We start from the raw sequence: 16,553 nt of genomic DNA on the forward strand, positions 1-16,553 counted from the left end.
CCTCGCAAAGGTTTGGTTTTTTAAATCAGCCTCTTCCCCCGCAGCCAGGCGAGCGCGTCTTCCGCCTGTGCGGTATCGCCGGGTTCGGCGGCGGGGCGGCGGATCATCAGCACCGGGATGCCGAGGCCGCGCGCGGCGGCGAGTTTGCCGTAGGTGGCGTTTCCGCCCGCGTGTTTGGTCACCAGCACGTCGATGGCGTAGTCGCTCATCAGGGCGCGTTCGGCCTCTTCGGCGAAGGGGCCGCGCGCGGCGAGGGTGCGGTGCGGGCCGTCGAGCAGCGGTTTTTCCGGCGGATCGACGACGCGCACCAGGCACCAGGTATCCGCCAGGTTGCGGAAGGGTTGGAGTTCGGTGACGCCGACGGTGAGGAAGGCGCGGCGGCCGAGGGCGGGGAGGCGTTGCGCGGCGTCTTGCGTGGAGTCCGCCTCGACCCAGCGGTCGGCGGGGTGGCGCGGCCATTCCGGGCGGCGGACCTGGAGGCGGGGGACGCCTGCGGCGTCGCAGGCGGCGCGCGCGTTGGCGGAGATCTGCGCGGCGAAGGGGTGGGTGGCGTCGATCACCGCCTTGATGCGGTTTTCGGTGAGGAAGGCGCGCAGGCCCTCGGCCCCGCCGAAGCCGCCGATGCGCACCTCGCCCGGCGGCATCTGCGGCGATTTGACCCGTCCGGCGAGGGAGGTGAGGGGGCGGCAGGTCCCGGTGGCGACGAGGCTTGCGGCGATTGCCGCGGCGTCGGCGGTGCCGCCGAGGATGAGAATGCGCGGCGGCTCACGGTCCGGCATGGCCCACCACCTCGCCCGAGCGGTCCACGATCAGCACGTCCACGGCGGTTTGCGGTTTGAGGATTTGGCGCGCCACGGCGAGGCAGCGCGCCGCCACCGCGTCGGCGAGCGGCAGATTGGCGGCGTCGGCGAGTTCCAGCACCTGCATCGCGGTGTTGGCGGCGCGCGCCGCGGCGACCACGGCGGGCGCGCCGCCGAGGCGTTCCACCTGCGCCGCCAGCGCGGCGAAATCGACGCGGGAAGCGCCGGAGTGGACGTTGAGGTGGCCCTCCGCCAGTTTGGCGAACTTGGCGAAGCCGCCCGCGAGGGTGAGGCGCGGCAGCGGGTGGGCGCGCAGGTATTTGAGCAGGCCGCCGACGAAGTCGCCCATGTCGATGAGGGCGACCTCCGGCAGGCCGTAGAAGCGCTGCGCCGCGCGTTCGGAGGCATAGCCGGTGGACCCGGCGATATGGGTGAGGCCGTTGGCCGCCGCCACCTGCACCGCGCGGTGCACGGTTTGCACCCAGGCCTCGCAGGAGAACGGCACGACCACGCCGGTGGTGCCGAGCACCGAGAGGCCGCCGGTAATTCCGAGGCGGGGGTTGAGGGTCTGCTCGGCGAGTTTTTCCCCGCCGGGGATGGAGACGGTGACGGTGACGTCGCGCGGGCCGCCGGTTTCGTCCATGGCGCGCAGGACCGCCGCGGCGATGATGCGGCGCGGCCCGGGGTTGATCGCCGCCTCGCCCACCGGCACCGGAATCCCCGGCAGGGTGACGGTGCCGACGCCCGCGCCGCCGGTGACGGCGATGCCGCTGCCCGGTTCTCCCGGCGCGACCGTGGCCAGGACCTCCGCGCCGTGGGTGACGTCCGGGTCGTCGCCCGCATCCTTGACCACGCCCGCGGTCGCCGCGCCCGCGGCGAGGCTCTTCGTCGCCAGGGCGAAGACGGGGCGCTCGCCGCGCGGCAGGACGATCTCCACCGCATCGGGGAAGACGCCGGTGGCGAGCGCGCGGTAGGCCGCCGCCGCCGCCGCCGCCGCGCAGGCGCCGGTGGTCCAGCCGTGTCTCAGGGGCTTGCCGGTTTCCGGCATCGGGCATCCTCTCGCCTCGGGAACCTGTGAAAAGTGTCATACAGGCTGAATGGCCGCTTGTCATCGCCGCGCCGCTTGGGCATATATCCCCGACCATGATGAAACGCTACGACGCATACACGGTGGAGCTGGAGCCCGGCTGGGTCTGGCTGGTGGGCGCCGGGCCGGGCGACCCCGGCCTGCTGACCCTGCACGCGCTCTCCGCCCTGGAGCAGGCCGACGTGGTGGTCCACGACGCCCTGGTGGACGAACGCATCCTCGGCATGGTCCGCCCGGGGGTGGAACTGGTCAACGTCGGCAAGCGCGGCTGGAAGTGCAGCCCGAAGCAGAGCGACATCTGCGAGCTTCTGGTCGAGCAGGCGCAGCTCGGCAAGCGGGTGGTGCGGCTGAAGGGCGGCGACCCCTTCGTCTTCGGCCGCGGCGGCGAGGAGACCCACGCCCTGGTGGCGGCGGAGATTCCCTTCCGCATCGTGCCGGGCATCACCGCGGGCATCGGCGGCCTGGCCTATGCGGGGATTCCGCTGACGACGCGCGACACCAACGACGCCGTGGTGTTCGTCACCGGCCACGACGAGAGCGGCGGCATGTCGCGCCGCGTGCGCTGGGAGGACCTGGCGCGCACCGTGCCGGTGATCGTCATCTACATGCCGATGAAGTCGCTGAAGCGCATCGCCGAGCGGATGATCGCGGGCGGGCGCGACCCGGACGAGCACTGCGCCATCGTTTCCCACGCCAGCACGCCGCGCCAGCGGGTGCTGATTTCCACCCTCGCGCGCTGCGCCGCCGATGCGGCGGCGAGCGATCTGCCCAACCCGGCGCTGTTCGTTCTCGGGCCGGTGGTGGACTTCCGCGTCTGGGTCAACTGGTTCCCCGGCAACCGTTCGCCGCGGCTTGCGCCGCTCAGCCCCGCCGCCGGGGAATAACCCCTTTCTCACGCGCAATCGGCGTCGCCGCCCGCGGCGGCGGGGTCGGCGTCGCCCTGCACCGGGTGCAGGCGCGCCACCAGACCCGCGGCCATTTCCGGCGGGCGGTCGTCGTAGGGGACGTTGCCCTGCGGGTCGGCGCGGTACTTCTCGGCGAACTCCAGCAGGCTGGGCACCGAGAAGCGCGGGTTGAGGTTGCCGAACACCCAGGAGATCTTGCCCGGCGCGCGGAAGGCGACGATGCAGGCGGTGCCGCAGGCGCCCATGCAGCGTGTCGGCTCCACCGCGAATTCGTCCTTGTGGGGCCACTTCTCGAATTTTTTGAGCAGATTCTCGTAAAGCTGCGTGCCGCCGCGCTTGCCGTCTTTCTCTTCCGCGGTCTTGGTGAAGTTGCAGCGGATGCAGACTTGTATGGTATGTGTCATGGTTGAGCGACTCCCCTGACGGCGGCGGCGCGCCGCGTCAGGGACAAGATGGGACGAAGCGCAGCCGCGATCAACCGCCGTTTTGCCGGTCCCGCCGCGCCGTTCGTGGTTTTTTCGAAGCCGTCGTGATGCCCGATTCGCCGTTCCGCCGCCCCGCCCTGTTCTCCCGCCTGCCCGCCTCGGCGTGGCGGTGGCTGCTGTTCTGCGGCGGCTTTGCCGTGGCGGGCGCGTGCGACGCCGTGGTCGCCGGGCCGGGGGGCGCGCCGCTCATCCCCGCGCTCGGGGCGTGGTGCCTCGCCGTCGGCTGGCTGTGGGGGACTGCCTGGCTCGCCGCCGCCGTGGCCGCCGTGGCCGCCTTCCACGCCTGGGGGCTGGGTCCCGCGCCGATGGCCGCCGTGCCGGGGCTCGCCGCCTTTGCCCTCGCCGCGCTGATCCTGCGCTTCCGCCGCGCCGTGCCGGTGCGCTGGAACGGCGCCGCCGTGGCGCAGGGCGGCGGCGCGGCGCTGGCCGCGGTGGCCGCCGCCGCCGCCGCGCAGGCCGCAACCGGCGGCCTGGGGCCGGACTTCTGGGCGCGTGCCGCATTCGCCCCGGCGGCGGGGGCGCTGCTCTGGCTGTTCCCGCTGGCCGCGCTGATCCGCTTCGCCGAGCCGCGCATGCTGCCGGTGCCGCCGCGCAACCGCTGGGGCTGGCCCTCCGGCCCCGCCGAGGCCGCGGGGCTCGCCGCGCTTGCCGCCGCCGCCGCGCTGATCGCGCAAAGCCATGCCCTGGGCGCGGGCACGCCCGCCGTGCTCGGCCTTGCGGTGCTCGCCGCGGCGCTTGCCTTCAACCTCGTCGGCGGCGCGGCGTGCGCGCTGGCCGCGGCGCTCGCCGCGGACCGCGGCGCCGACTTCGCCGATGCCGCGGCGCTCAACGCCGCGCTCGCCGCCGTGGCGCTCGCCGCCGGAGGGTTCGCCGGCACCATGCGCGAGCGCATGGACGAAACCGCCCACAACCTGCGGCGCTACCGCGCGCTGCTGGAATCCCTGCCGATCGGCCTGGTCGAACTGGACGAGCGCGGCCTGATCACCCAGGCCAATCCGATGGCCGGAAACATCGTCGGCTGCAACGCCGCCGACCTCCTGGGCCTGCCGTTCGACCGCCTCGGCACCTGGGAGGCGCGGCCGGTGCTCGCCGCCACCACGCGGGCCATCCGCCACATGCGCCAGCCGGAGGCGCGCTTCGTCACCAGCTTTCTCTACCGCCCGGATTCCACCCCCCGCGAGGTGCAGGTGGACTGGGTCTACCAGCGGGCGGAACACCGCCGCCGCCCGCTGCGCATCACCGCCCTGATCACCGACATCACGGCGCGCAGCCGCGCGCTCAGGGCGCTCAAGGACCGCGAGCACGAGCTCGCCGAACGCACCGACCTGCTGCGCATCACCATGGATGCGCTGGACCACGGCCTCGCCGCGTTCAGTCCGCACAACACGCTGACCGAGTGGAACGCCCGCTTCCCCGCGATGCTCAACCTGCCCTCGCCTCTGGCGCGCAACGGCACCCCGGCGATCGCCATCTTCCGCTTCCTCGCCACGCTCGGCGCGTTCGGCGTCGGCGTCACCGAGGGCAAGGTGCGCGCCCGCATGAACCGCCTGCTGCACGCGCCGAACCAGGACGACGTGCCGTGGCTCGCCGGGCGGCATTTGCGCTTTTCCGCCCACACCATGCCCGACGGCGGCTGGGTGTGGCGCATCGAGGACCGCACCGAGGACCTGCGCCTGCGCGACATCGAGCAGAACCGCCAGAAGATGGAGGCGCTCGGCCAGCTCGCCAGCGGCGTGGCGCACGAACTCAACAACACCCTGCAGCCGATCTTTTCGCTGTCCGAACTCGGCCTGTCGCAGATCGAAACGGGCACCCTGGCGTCGCGCTGCTTCTCCCGCATCACCGACGCGGCGGAACGCGCCGAAACCATCGTGCGCGGCGTGCTCACCTTCGCCCGCAACGCCCCCGCCTCCGACGAGAACACCCGCATCATCCCGGCGATCCACGACGCCGTGGCGTTCATCCGCACCGGCCTGCCGCCGCAGATCCGCCTCGACGTGGCGGTGGACGACGCCATCCCCGCCGCGGCGATGGCCCGCCTCGACCGCCGCGAACTCGGCCAGGTGCTCACCAACCTCGTCACCAACGCCGCCGACGCCATGGACCACGCAGGGGAGATCCGCGTGGAATGCCGCGGCGACCTGCTGCTCACCCCGGGCGAGGGCGATGCGGCGGAACCCGGCGGCGAGGCCCGCCCGGCGGTGGCGATCGCGGTGATCGATACCGGCAAGGGCATGGACCACGCCACCAAGCAGCGCATCTTCGAGCCGTTCTTCACCACCAAGGACGAAGGCCACGGCACCGGCCTCGGCCTCGCCGTCGCCTTCGGCATCGTGCGCAACTGGGGCGGCCGCATCGACGTGGACAGCGACCCCGGCCTCGGCAGCACGTTCACCGTGTGGGTGCCGCTGCTCGAACCCGAATCCGAACCCGCGGAAGGAGAGCCCGATGGCCGACATCCTGATCGTCGATGACAACCAGCTCGCCTGCGAGGCCATCGCCCTGGTGCTGGAGGCGGCGGGCCATCAGGTGCGCCAGGCCCATCGCGTCGCCGAGGCGACCGAGGCGGTGGCCGCCGCCTGCCCGCAACTCGCCATCGTCGATCTCTCCATGCCCGACGGCAACGGCGTGGACCTCATCCGCACCCTCCACCAGAGCCACCCGAAACTGCCGATCATCCTCTACTCCGGCTACTTCGCCCCCGAGGACGATTCGGAAAAACGCGCCAACCAGATGGACGGCATCGTCGCGGTGTTCAAAAAACCCCTGCGCAACGCCGACCTCCTGGCCGCTATCGACCGCGCGTTGGGGTGACGCGGGAAAACCAGGCCGGGCCCTGCCCGGACCCGCAAAGGGCCGGAAGGCCCTTTGATCCCCTAACCTCTTGTTTTTGAACGTAGTGCGATAGAGCCATCACGCGGCGTGATGGTTGATAGCCGCTTCGCGGCGAAAAAAGTTATGGGAGGTTCGGAGGGACCGAGTCCCTCCGGAAAGTTTTGGTTTTTATTCCCCTTCAACACCGAACGTAGTTGACCGGTGCGTCATGGGGCGTAGACTCGTTGCGCAAGCGGACTCGATTCGTGGCGGATTCCGCAGCGAGTGCAACGAGTCGCGGTTTGTCTGCGGGAGGAGTCGATGAAGAAATCCTACACCGTGCCGTGTTCGTTGGCCTTCCGCGATGCGGTGAACGGCCTGGCCGCGGCGCGCGGCGTCAACGCGGCGGACCTGGCACGCTCGATCCTGCTCGCCCTGCCGCGCTCCCTCGTCGAGGCCGCGCCGGATACCGGCGCGCCGGGAGCGGAGGACCGCGAAACGGTGATCCTGAAATCCGGCCCCGCCGCCGGGCGGCCCTGGCGGCGCAAACCGCGCCTCCAGGTGCGCATGGCGGAAGGAACGACGCCGGAACAGATCCGCCGCGCCCTCGGCCTGGCCCTCGGACTGGCGCAGGGGCGGCTGGCGCTCGACCTCAACGACCCCACGGTTCCGCCGCCGCCCGTGGCGGTGGCGCAGGATGGCCGCATCGCCGAGGCGGAGGGGCGCATCGCCCGCCAGGACGAGGAGATCGAACGCCTGCGCGCCACCGTCGCCGCGCTCTCCTTCGTTCCCCTCGCCCACGGCGTGCGCACCCGCGAGGAGGCGCTGCACATCCTCGGCTTCCCGCCCGGACTCAACCCCTCGCCCACGACGGTGCGCTCTCGCTTCCGCATGCTCGCCACCATCCACCACCCGGACAGCCCCTACGGCAGCCACGAACGCATGAGCCAGCTCAACGCCGCTGCCGCCCTGCTGCGCGCCGGGTAAAACCAAAGCCTTGCGAGGGGACTCGGTCCCCTCGCGCACCCCGTAACTTTTGGTTTTTGCGCGCAGCGCCATAAGCCCGTGCGACGGCAACGGGAGGTGCTGTCTGCCGCTTCGCGGCGAAAACCAGTTAAGGGGTCTGGGGCCCGCGGCCCCAGTGGGGTCCAGGGGCAGAGCCCCTGACCTGGTTGTTACACCTTCGGCTTGGCCTGGCGGGTGCCGGTGGTAAAGTTGGGGTCGTAGAGGAAGCTGTCCGGGTACTCGACGTGTTCGGCGAGCGCGGGACCGACGAGGACGAGGGCGGTTTTGGTGATGTGTTTGGCTTTTTCCTCGATGTCGGCGAGGGTTCCGCGGACGATTTCCTCATCCGGCCAGGTGACGCGGTAGGCGACGACGACCGGGCAGTCCGCGCCGTAGATCGGCGAGAGTTCTTCGACGATCGGGCGGAGGTTGGCGGCGGAGAGGTGGATGGCCAGCGTCGCCTTGGTCCTGCCGATGGTGGTGAGGTCCTGGCCTTCCGGCATCGGCGAGGTGCGCACGTTGGTGCGGGTCAGCACGATGGTCTGGCTGATCGTCGGCAGGGTGAACTGCCGCTTCAGGCTGGCCGCCGCGCCGCAATAGGCGGGCACGCCGGGGGTGACGTCGTAGGGAATGCCGAGCGGGTTGAGGCGGCGCATCTGTTCGTCGATGGCGCCGTAGAGCGACGGGTCGCCGGTGTGGACGCGGGCGACGTCCTGGCCCTTGTCGTGGGCGAGGCGCATTTCCGCGATGATCTCGTCGAGGTTCATCTCGGCGGTGTCGAGCACGCGCGCGCCCGCGGGCGCGGCGGCGACCACCTCGCGCGGCACCAGGGAACCGGCGTAGAGGCAGACCGGGCAGGATTGGATCAGCTTCAGCCCGCGCACGGTGATGAGGTCCGGGGCGCCCGGACCGGCGCCGATGAAGTGAACGGTCATGAAACGACTCCCCGTCTGTCGCGATGTGGTCTTGCCGAAGGCCGTCCTTATAATCCGGCGGCTTCCGGGTGTCAGCGGAAAAGCGGGCCCGCGGCGGAAATCGCTTGTGAAGGGGCGCGGCTTCGGAATAGGTTTGCGCCCCGGCGTTCCTCTCCGCTATGTTGCGTTACTTTGTAACATAATGAGACGGGTCACCCACCGGAGGCAACCATGACCGACGAACCCGCGATCCTGATTTGCAGCCATGGCAGCCGCGACGTCCGCGCGGTGGAGGAATTCGGCCTGGTGGCGGAGGCCCTGGCGGCCCGCCTGCCCGGCCGCCAGGTGGCGAGCGGTTATCTGGAATTCGCCCATCCCACGATCACCGAATCCCTGGAGGCGATGGCCGCCGACGGCGCGCGCGAGATCTGGGCGCTGCCGGGCATGCTGTTCGCCGCGATGCACATGAAGACCGACATTCCGCAGGAGCTGGACGCCTTTGCGGCGCGGCATCCGGAGGTGACGGTGCGCTTCGGCGCGGAGCTGGGGCTGGACTGGCGGATGCTGGAGGCGGCGCGCGACCGCATCGAGGCGGCGCTTGCCGCCGCCGACGAGGCCTTCGGCAAGGTGCCGCGCAAGGACACGCTTCTCGTGGTGGTGGGGCGCGGCACCTCGGACCCCGACGCCAACGGCAACATCGCCAAGGTCGCCCGCATGCTGTGGGATGTGATGGGCTTCGGCTGGGTGGAGACGGGGTTCTCCGGGCTGGCCCACCCCACCGCCGATCTGGTGCTTCTGAGGGAAATGCAGCGGGACGCTTTCCGTCGCGTCGTGGTGTTCCCATATTTCCTGTTCACCGGCATCCTCGTCGATCGGATTTACGATTGGGCGGATGCGGTGGCGGATCGCTTCCCCGAGGTGCAGGTCGTCAAGGTGCCCTATCTCAAGGACCACCCGCGCGTCATCGACACCTTCATGGAGCGTCTGCACGACATCGCGCGCGATGACGCGGGGGTTCACGACCGCCTGCGCGCCTATCGCGCCTGGATCGCATCGGGCAAACCCTTGGAAGGAGAACCCTGGATGAAGAAAGAGTTCGACCACGCCCACGAGCACGGCGGGTGCTGCGGCGGCCACGGTCACGACCACGGCCACGAGCATCACCACGAAGAAGAGCACGTGTGCGGCTGCGCCGAGCATGCCCACGAAGAGGAGCATGAGTGCTGCGGCGGCCACGGCGACGCGGAGCATTGCGCCTGCGCGGCCGAGGCCGAGAAGGAAAAGGAGCACGAGTGCTGCGGCGGCCACGGCCACGAAGAAGAGCACGTGTGCGGCTGCGGCGGCCACCACCACTGAGTCTCGTTGAGTCTTGCCGGGTCCGCGCGCAGCGGACCCGGCCAAATTCTGCCTGGGGGAAGCGGGCCATGAAATTCGATTACGTCACCGATCCGGACGAGATCTACCGGCGGTCGTTCGCCATCATCGAGGGCGAGAGCGACCTCTCCCAGGTGCCGGAGGATCTGAAGCCCGCGGTGATCCGCATGGTGCATGCGAGCGGCGACACCGGGCTCGCCCGCGACATCGCCTTTTCGGCGGATGCGGCGGCGGCGGGCAAGGCGGCGATCAACGCGGGCGCGAACATCTTCACCGATGTGGAGATGGTCGGCCACGGCATCCACCGGCCCTACCTGCCGGACGGCGCCGAAATCATCACCCTGATCCGCCATCCCGACATCGCGGAGGCGGCGAAGCGCCTCGCCACCACGCGCGCCGCCGCGGCGGTGGACGTGTGGGGCGACGCGTTGGCCGGGGCCATCGTCGCCATCGGCAACGCGCCGACGGCGCTCTTCCGCCTGCTGGAAGTGATGTCCGAAGGCGGGCCGAAGCCCGCCCTGATCGTCGGCATGCCGGTGGGCTTCGTCGGCGCGGCGGAATCCAAGGAAGCCCTGATTGCGCATTCCTGCGGCGTGCCCTACATCACGGTGCGCGGCCGCCGCGGCGGCAGCCCGCTTGCGGTGGCGGCATTGAACGCCTTGGCCATCGCGGCGAAGGCGGAACGCGAAGGCGCCGCAAAATGAGCGACGCCGCGCCCTGGCTGACGGTCATCGGTCTCGGCGAGGACGGCCTTTCCGGGCTTTCCGCCGCGGCGCGCGCCGCGCTGGACGCGGCGGATCTGCTGGTCGGCGCGCGGCGGCTGTTGCAGATGGTGCCCGAGGGCGCGGCGGACCGTATCGTCTGGGCGGGCCTGGACGGCACCCTGGACGCGATTTCCGCGGCGCGCGGCCGCCGCGTCGTGGTGCTGGCGAGCGGCAACCCGATGTGGTTCGGCGTCGGCTCCACGCTCGCGCGGACGCTGGACCCGCGCGAGATTTCGGTCTATCCCGCGCCGTCCGCCTTCTCGCTCGCCTGCTCGCGCATGGGCTGGGCGATGCAGGACGCGGTGGAGGTTTCGGCGCACGCCTTTCCTCTGGAAAGCATCGGGAGGCACCTCTTCCCCGGCGCGCGGCTGGTGGTGCTCTCCCGCGACGGCGACACCCCGGCGGGGCTTGCCGCCTATCTTTCCGAGCGCGGCTTCGGCCCGTCGCGGCTCACCGTGTTCGAGGCGATGGGCGGGGCGCGCGAGCGCCGCGTCGAGGGCTCTGCGGCGGGCTGGCCGCACCCGGCGGTGGATGCGCTCAACACCGTGGCGATCGAGGTGGCGGCGGATGCGGATGCCCGCATCTACGGCCTCGCCCCCGGCCTGCCGGACGAGGCCTTCCTCCACGACGGCATGCTGACCAAGCGCGAGGTGCGCGCCGTCACCCTGGCCGCCCTCAGCCCCCGCCCCGGCGAGACTCTGTGGGATGTGGGCGCGGGCAACGGCTCCATCTCCATCGAGTGGCTGCGCCTCAACCCCAGCGGCCGCGCCGTGGCGATCGAACGCGACCGCGACCGCGCCCAGGTGCTGCGCATCAACGCCCTGCGCCTCGGCGCGCCGACGGTGGAGATCGTCGAGGGCCTGGCGCCGGAGGCGCTGGACGACATCGCCGGCGAGCCGGACGCCATCTTCATCGGCGGCGGGCTGACCAGCGGCGACACCCTCGCCGCCTGTTGGGAGCGCCTGGCCGCGGGCGGGCGCATGGTGGTCAACGTGGTGGCGCTGGAATCCGCCGCGCTGCTCTTCGAATTCCAGAAACGCAACGGCGGCACGTTGACACAGCTGGCGATTGCGCGTAATGCCCCGGTCGGCGCGATGACCAAGTTCGAACCGATGGCGCCGGTGATCCAGTATGCCGGAGTGAAAGCGTGACCGGAAAAGTCTACGGCCTGGGCCTCGGCCCCGGCGACCCCGAACTGGTGACGATGAAAGCCGCCCGCCTGATCGGCGCGGCGCAGATCATCGCCTATCCGCGCACCCGGACCGGCGACAGCTTCGTGCGCGACATCGCCGCCCCCTACATTCCCGCCGCGGCGCAGGAGATTCCCCTCGACACGCCGATGGCGATCGACACCGCGATCGCCCAGGCGAAATACGACGAACACGCGGAGATCATCGCCGCGCACCTCGAGGCCGGGCGCGACGTGGTGCTGCTGTGCGAGGGCGACCCCTTCCTCTTCGGCAGCTTCATGTACCTCTACGACCGCCTCGCCGACCGCTTCGAGGTCGAGGTGGTGCCCGGCGTCTCCTCGGTCACCGCGTGCGCCGCCGCCGCGGGCCTGCCGCTCGTCGGCCGCGAGGACATTCTCACCGTGCTGCCCGGCACCCTGCCCGAGGAGATTCTCGAGCGCGAGCTGGCGCACACCTCCGCCGCGGTGATCATGAAGGTGGGCCGCCACCTGCCGAAGATCCGCGCGGTGATCGAGCGCCTCGGCTGCACCGGCGGCGCGACCTATGTGGAGCGCGCGCTCACCCCGGGGCAGCGCGTCGTGCCGCTCGCCCGCCTCACCGACGAGACCGCCCCCTACTTCTCGATCATCCTGGTTTTCCGCGACACGGATTGACGTTTCCCATGACCCAGACCTGCCCGCCGACCGCCATCGTCGTATTCTCCGAAAGCGGCCTCGCCGTCGCGCAAAAAATCCGCGCGGCCCTGCCCGGCGCGACGATCCACGGTTTCGAGGCGCGGGTTTCCGCCTGCGACGAAACCTTCACCGACGCGGCGGCGCACCTGCGCCGCCTGTTCCGCGGCGGCAGCGGCATCATCGGCGTGTGCGCCGCGGGCATCCTGGTGCGCGCCCTTGCCCCCTGCCTCGCCGACAAGTGGAGCGAGCCGCCGGTGCTGGCGGTGGCGCAGGACGGCAGCGTCGCGGTGCCGCTCCTCGGCGGACACCACGGGGCCAACCGCCTGGCGCGCAAGCTCTCCACCGTGTTGAACGGAGCCGCCGGGGTGACCACGGCGGGCGACGTGCGCTTCGACATCGCGCTGGACGAGCCGCCCGCGGGCTGGCGCGCCGCCAACCCGCAGACCGCCAAGGAAGTGGTGGGCCGCCTGCTCTCCGGCCTGCCGGTGGCGCTTTCCGTCGAGGCGGGCACCGCCGCCTGGCTTTCCGAGTGCGGCGCGGTGTTCGACGCCGCCGCGCCGGTGCGCATCCGCGTCACCGATGCGGCGCTGCCCGGCGATGCCGCCACCCTGGTGATGCACCCGCCGGTGCTTGCCGTCGGCATCGGCTGCAACCGCGGCGCCGCGGCGGACGAGGTGATCGCGCTGATCGACAGGACGCTGGCGGGCGCGGGCCTCGCCGCGGGCGCGGTGGCGTGCCTCGCCTCGATCGACGCGAAGATGGACGAACCGGCGTTCGAGGCCGCGGCGGCGCACTTCGGCGTGCCGCTGCGCTTCTTCTCCGCCGAGGCGCTCAACGCCCATGCCGAGCGCCTGACCGAGAAATCCGAACACGCCTTCGCCGCGGTGGGCTGCTGGGGCGTCGCCGAGGGCGCGGCCTTCGCCGCCGCCGGGACGGGTGCGGCGCTGGCGGTGGCCAAGACCAAGTCGGAAAACGCCACCTGCGCCGTCGCCCGCGCGCCGGAGCCGATCGACCCGCGCGGCGTCGGCCAGGCGCGCGGCAGCCTCACCGTGGTCGGCGTCGGTCCCGGCTCCGCCGCGTGGCGTTCGCCGGACGCCACCGCCGCGATCGCCCGCGCCGACGCGGTGGTGGGCTACAAGCGCTACCTCAACCTGGTTTCCGACCTCATCGAGGGCAAGCCGCAGCACGTCTCCGGCATGACGCGCGAGGAAGTGCGCGTCACCAAGGCGCTCGACCTCGCCGCCGAGGGCCACGACGTGGCGCTGGTCTGTTCCGGCGACCCCGGCATCTACGCCCTCGCCTCCCTGGTCATGGAAATGCTGGACAAGGGCGAGCACCGCCCCGACTGGCGGCGCATCCGGGTGCGCGTGGTGCCCGGCATCACCGCGGCGCAGGGCGCGGCTTCGCTCGCCGGCGCGCCGATGGGCCACGACTTCTGCCTGATCTCTCTGTCCGATCTGCTCACCGAGTGGGAAACCATCGAGACGCGGCTCAAGGCCGCGGCGCTCGGCGACTTCATCGTCGCGCTCTACAACCCGGTGTCGCGCCGCCGCCGCAGCCAGATCGAACGCGCGCGGGACATCCTGCTCACCGGGCGGCCCGGAACCACGCCGGTGGTGATCGCCCGCAACGTCGGCCGCGACGACCAGAGCGTGCAGACGATCACCCTGGCCGAACTCACCCCGGAGCACGCGGACATGCTCTCCATGGTGATCATCGGCAATTCGGCGACGCGCGCCTTCGACCTCGCCGGGCGCACCTGGGTCTATTCGCCGCGCGGCTACGCCAAGAAGCTCTCCTTCCTGCAACCCGGCTGACCGCCATGGAGCTTGCGCCGCGTCTCAAGGCGAAGCTTCTGGTGCAGGCGCTGGTGCGCCGCTGCGGCGTGGAAAACCGCGCCGCCTACGTGGTGCGGCGCGGCGATGCGGATTCCGGCGCGGTGCTGGTGAAACGCGTCTCGGCGGAAGGCTGCACGGTGTTCCAGACGGTGTTTTCCGGCGACGGCGACCGCCGTTGGATCGCCGCCACCGGCGACGCGCCGGGAGCGGAAGCCGAGGCCGACGCCTTCCTCGCGCGGCAAACCCGCATCGATCCGGACGCCTGGGTGGTCGAGGTGGAAGCCCCGGCGGACTGGACGCCGTAAAACCAAAACGTTGCGGGGGACCTTGGCCCCCCGCACCCCCCTTTATAGTTTTTTGCCGCGAAGCGGCTATCGACCGCCGCGCTGCGCGCAAAAACCAAAAGTTGTGGGGGGTGTGGGGGGACCGAGTCCCCCCGCGAAGTTTTGGCTTTTACCGCGCGGGTTGGGCGGTCTCTTCGCGGCCGATATCGACCAGTTCCATCCAGTCGGCGCCGAAGGACTGCTCGTAGGCGGCGCGGCGTTGCGCGGTGACCGCGGCGAAGCGCTCCGGGTTGAGCGGTTGCAGGCGGATGGTGCGCGGCAGGCGCTTGCGCGCCGCGTCGTAGTAGGTGGCGGCGAGTTTCGCCGCGGTGTCGGAGAAGTCCACGCCGATCTCGGTGAGCGCGGCGCGCTCGGTGTCCGACAGGCTCTCCCAGAAGGGCTGCGAGGCGAGCACGAAGAACGGCTCGTAGACGTGGCGGGTCAGCGTGATCACCGGCGCCTTGTTGCCGATGGGGAGGAGTTCCAGCGCGTCCATCATGCCGTCGAAGCTATCGACGATGCCCTGCTCCATCGCCTGCGCCGCCTGTTCCACCGGGTACTTCTGCGGAATCGCGCCGAGCGAGCGCATCACGTCGCGCATCTTGCGCCCGTCGTTGACCAGGATCTTGCGCTGCGCCAGATCCTCCGGCCCGAGGATGGCGCGGTCGGCGCGGATGTGGTGGAAGCCGTTCTCGTAGAGGCCCACCACCACCACCTTGAGGGTCTCCTCGACATGGGTGCGGATTTCGTCCTCGAGCCCGGCATAGAGCGCGTGCTGCACGTGTTCGCGGCTTTCGAACAGCCAGGGCAGGCGGAACAGCGACAGGCGCGGCACCTCGTCGATCACCGCATCGCCGAGCACCGCAATCTCGATGCGTCCGCCGCGCACCTGGGCCAGCAGTTCCGGCTCGGGCGGACAGGCGGCGCCGGTCTGCACCTCGAAGGCGAAGTGATGCGGCAGGCGTTCCTCGATGCGTTTGGTCAGGTAGACCATCTGGCGCGCCGCCAGACCGTCCGCGCGCCCGGGAATCCACACGGCGACGGAACGCGGGCCGGCAGCCTGGGCCGGAAAGGTCCACGTCGCCAGCAGCAGAAAGACAAGCCACACGGGCCGGAACGCAATCATCTGACCGCACATATCCGACATCTGAACGCCGTTCCCTTCCGTTGCAGGGGGGGAACGATCCACAAGTGACGCAGACTACTCGCTTCCGTGCCGCTCGCCAAGGCGGGGGAATTCATCCGGTGTAAAGAATTCATGATCGTGGCTTTCGAGTCGCAGTCGTCGCAGCGGCCGCAGCGGCGCGGCGCTCACAGCCGCCGGGTGGAGGTTGCGGGGGCCTTCCGGCCTGGAGGGATGAGCCGAAAGTATGAGCTTTTTTGTATACATGAAAAATTCATTGGTATGGTAGCCTCTGATTCCGAAGGATCAGGGATTAGGACGGTGAGGGACATGAAAACCGCCGTATTCTCGCAGGGGCTTCAGAGGGTCTGGATTTCCATCGTGGTGATGGACTCCTCCCCCGCGTCCTATTGGCGGTCGATCTGCCATACCGCCGGACTGCGCCGGCCTTCGTTCATTTCCGACTTCTCGGACCTGCGCACGGAACTGAACCAGGAGGAGATCGACTGCCTCCTCATTTCCATCCCGCGCAGCGGTTTCTCCACCGCCGGACGCACCGTCAAGGCGATCCGCAACGGCCAGCTCGGGCGCGATCCGTTTCTGCCCATTCTCATCGCCTCCGATCCGCCGGGAGGCGAGGAGATGCGCATCCTCGCCGGTTGCGGCGTCGATGCGGTGCTGGTGCGGCCGCTCTCGGTGGGCAAGATCTGCGACCGCCTGCGCCTGTTGACCACGCAGCGGCGGCCTTTCGTCGTCACCGCCGACTACATCGGCCCCGATCGCCGCGCCGCGCCGCGGACCGCCGCCATCGAAGCGCCGCTGATGGAGGTGCCCAACGCGCTCGCCGACCGCATTCTCGCCAATGTCCAGGTGAAGTCCCGCACCGCCGCGCGGCAGGCCGCCTGGGGCGAGGTGATGCGTCAGCGCCTGACGCGCTATGCCGAGAACATGCGCCTGCTCGGCGGGCGCAGCTTCCCCCCGGCGCTCAAGGGCGACCTCAACGCCGAAGTGCTGGAGGACATGCGCCGCCTCGCGCGGATCGCCGAGGACGCCTGGAAACGCCTGGAACGCGAAGCGGGGGCCGAGCCGCTGGCGCGGCAGATCGGCGATGTGGCGCTGCGCATGCGCTCCTTCGTGCAGGCGCCCAACGAAGCGCCGCGCGACCTCCTGGCCCACCTGCAGGCCGACCTCGGCCATTCGGCGAGCGGGCTTGCCGCCTTCCTCTCCGGGGCGGTGGCGGAACCGCCCCGGGCCTGA

Annotated in this window: 16 protein-coding genes; 11 read left to right on the forward strand and 5 right to left on the reverse strand. The window is 70.8% G+C overall.

Annotated elements, in window-relative coordinates; all coding sequences use genetic code 11:
* Positions 1–20: 20 nt before the first annotated feature.
* Complete coding sequence (locus tag O7R11_RS05570) at positions 21–779, reverse strand: cobalt-precorrin-6A reductase (protein ID WP_337996503.1); 759 nt, start codon at positions 777–779, stop codon at positions 21–23.
* The gene (locus O7R11_RS05575) at positions 766–1,848 is read right to left on the reverse strand and encodes a cobalt-precorrin-5B (C(1))-methyltransferase (RefSeq protein WP_337996504.1); all 1,083 of its coding nucleotides are present in this window, start codon (positions 1,846–1,848) and stop codon (positions 766–768) included. The genes O7R11_RS05570 and O7R11_RS05575 overlap by 14 nt, the downstream gene beginning before the upstream one ends.
* 95 nt (positions 1,849–1,943) lie before the next feature.
* On the opposite strand from O7R11_RS05575, the gene cobA reads away from it, so the two are divergent.
* Positions 1,944–2,771, forward strand: coding sequence for a uroporphyrinogen-III C-methyltransferase (cobA, locus tag O7R11_RS05580; RefSeq protein ID WP_337996505.1), 828 nt, complete (start codon positions 1,944–1,946; stop codon positions 2,769–2,771).
* 8 nt (positions 2,772–2,779) lie between these two features.
* Here cobA and O7R11_RS05585 read toward each other — a convergent pair whose 3' ends face one another.
* Positions 2,780–3,196 carry a DUF1636 domain-containing protein gene (locus tag O7R11_RS05585; protein ID WP_337996506.1) on the reverse strand — a complete coding sequence of 139 codons (417 nt, stop codon included), beginning with the start codon at positions 3,194–3,196 and terminating at the stop codon, positions 2,780–2,782.
* A gap of 128 nt (positions 3,197–3,324) precedes the next feature.
* On the opposite strand from O7R11_RS05585, the gene O7R11_RS05590 reads away from it, so the two are divergent.
* From O7R11_RS05590 to O7R11_RS05600, 3 genes are all read left to right on the forward strand, one after another.
* Positions 3,325–5,751 (forward strand): PAS domain-containing sensor histidine kinase, encoded by a 2,427-nt coding sequence (locus tag O7R11_RS05590; RefSeq protein WP_337996507.1) that lies wholly within the window; start codon positions 3,325–3,327, stop codon positions 5,749–5,751.
* Complete coding sequence (locus O7R11_RS05595; protein WP_337996508.1) at positions 5,726–6,091, forward strand: response regulator; 366 nt, start codon at positions 5,726–5,728, stop codon at positions 6,089–6,091. Before O7R11_RS05590 ends, O7R11_RS05595 begins: the two co-directional genes overlap by 26 nt.
* Before the next feature lie 321 nt (positions 6,092–6,412).
* Positions 6,413–7,078 carry a J domain-containing protein gene (locus O7R11_RS05600; protein ID WP_337996509.1) on the forward strand — a complete coding sequence of 222 codons (666 nt, stop codon included), beginning with the start codon at positions 6,413–6,415 and terminating at the stop codon, positions 7,076–7,078.
* A gap of 188 nt (positions 7,079–7,266) precedes the next feature.
* On the opposite strand, the gene cobM is transcribed toward O7R11_RS05600, so the two are convergent.
* Entirely contained in the window at positions 7,267–8,031 is a 765-nt protein-coding gene (gene cobM / locus O7R11_RS05605; protein WP_337996510.1) for a precorrin-4 C(11)-methyltransferase, read from the reverse strand.
* Between the two features lie 210 nt (positions 8,032–8,241).
* Here cobM and O7R11_RS05610 point away from each other — a divergent pair, with 210 nt between their 5' ends.
* The 6 genes from O7R11_RS05610 to O7R11_RS05635 all read left to right on the forward strand — a co-directional run bounded on the left by O7R11_RS05610 (position 8,242) and on the right by O7R11_RS05635 (position 14,155).
* Complete coding sequence (locus O7R11_RS05610) at positions 8,242–9,366, forward strand: sirohydrochlorin chelatase (protein WP_337996511.1); 1,125 nt, start codon at positions 8,242–8,244, stop codon at positions 9,364–9,366.
* A 68-nt stretch (positions 9,367–9,434) separates the two neighbouring features.
* Entirely contained in the window at positions 9,435–10,088 is a 654-nt protein-coding gene (locus O7R11_RS05615) for a precorrin-8X methylmutase (RefSeq protein ID WP_337996512.1), read from the forward strand.
* Positions 10,085–11,299, forward strand: a complete 1,215-nt coding sequence (gene cbiE / locus O7R11_RS05620; protein WP_337996513.1) for a precorrin-6y C5,15-methyltransferase (decarboxylating) subunit CbiE — start codon at positions 10,085–10,087, stop codon at positions 11,297–11,299. Before O7R11_RS05615 ends, cbiE begins: the two co-directional genes overlap by 4 nt.
* Positions 11,296–11,991, forward strand: coding sequence for a precorrin-2 C(20)-methyltransferase (gene cobI / locus O7R11_RS05625; RefSeq protein ID WP_337996514.1), 696 nt, complete (start codon positions 11,296–11,298; stop codon positions 11,989–11,991). The genes cbiE and cobI overlap by 4 nt, the downstream gene beginning before the upstream one ends.
* A gap of 8 nt (positions 11,992–11,999) precedes the next feature.
* Positions 12,000–13,829 (forward strand): precorrin-3B C(17)-methyltransferase, encoded by a 1,830-nt coding sequence (gene cobJ, locus O7R11_RS05630; protein ID WP_337996515.1) that lies wholly within the window; start codon positions 12,000–12,002, stop codon positions 13,827–13,829.
* Positions 13,830–13,834: 5 nt separating this feature from the next.
* Positions 13,835–14,155: a DUF1491 family protein gene (locus tag O7R11_RS05635; RefSeq protein ID WP_337996516.1), complete on the forward strand. Its 321-nt coding sequence runs from the start codon at positions 13,835–13,837 to the stop codon at positions 14,153–14,155.
* A 148-nt stretch (positions 14,156–14,303) separates the two neighbouring features.
* Here O7R11_RS05635 and O7R11_RS05640 read toward each other — a convergent pair whose 3' ends face one another.
* Positions 14,304–15,281 (reverse strand): TRAP transporter substrate-binding protein, encoded by a 978-nt coding sequence (locus O7R11_RS05640; protein ID WP_337996517.1) that lies wholly within the window; start codon positions 15,279–15,281, stop codon positions 14,304–14,306.
* Between the two features lie 345 nt (positions 15,282–15,626).
* Between O7R11_RS05640 and O7R11_RS05645 the strand changes: the two genes are divergently transcribed.
* Complete coding sequence (locus O7R11_RS05645; protein WP_337996518.1) at positions 15,627–16,553, forward strand: hypothetical protein; 927 nt, start codon at positions 15,627–15,629, stop codon at positions 16,551–16,553.

Origin of the sequence: Oleispirillum naphthae (assembly GCA_027864655.1) — a bacterium.
Taxonomy (GTDB): Bacteria; Pseudomonadota; Alphaproteobacteria; order Rhodospirillales; family Rhodospirillaceae; genus Oleispirillum; species Oleispirillum naphthae.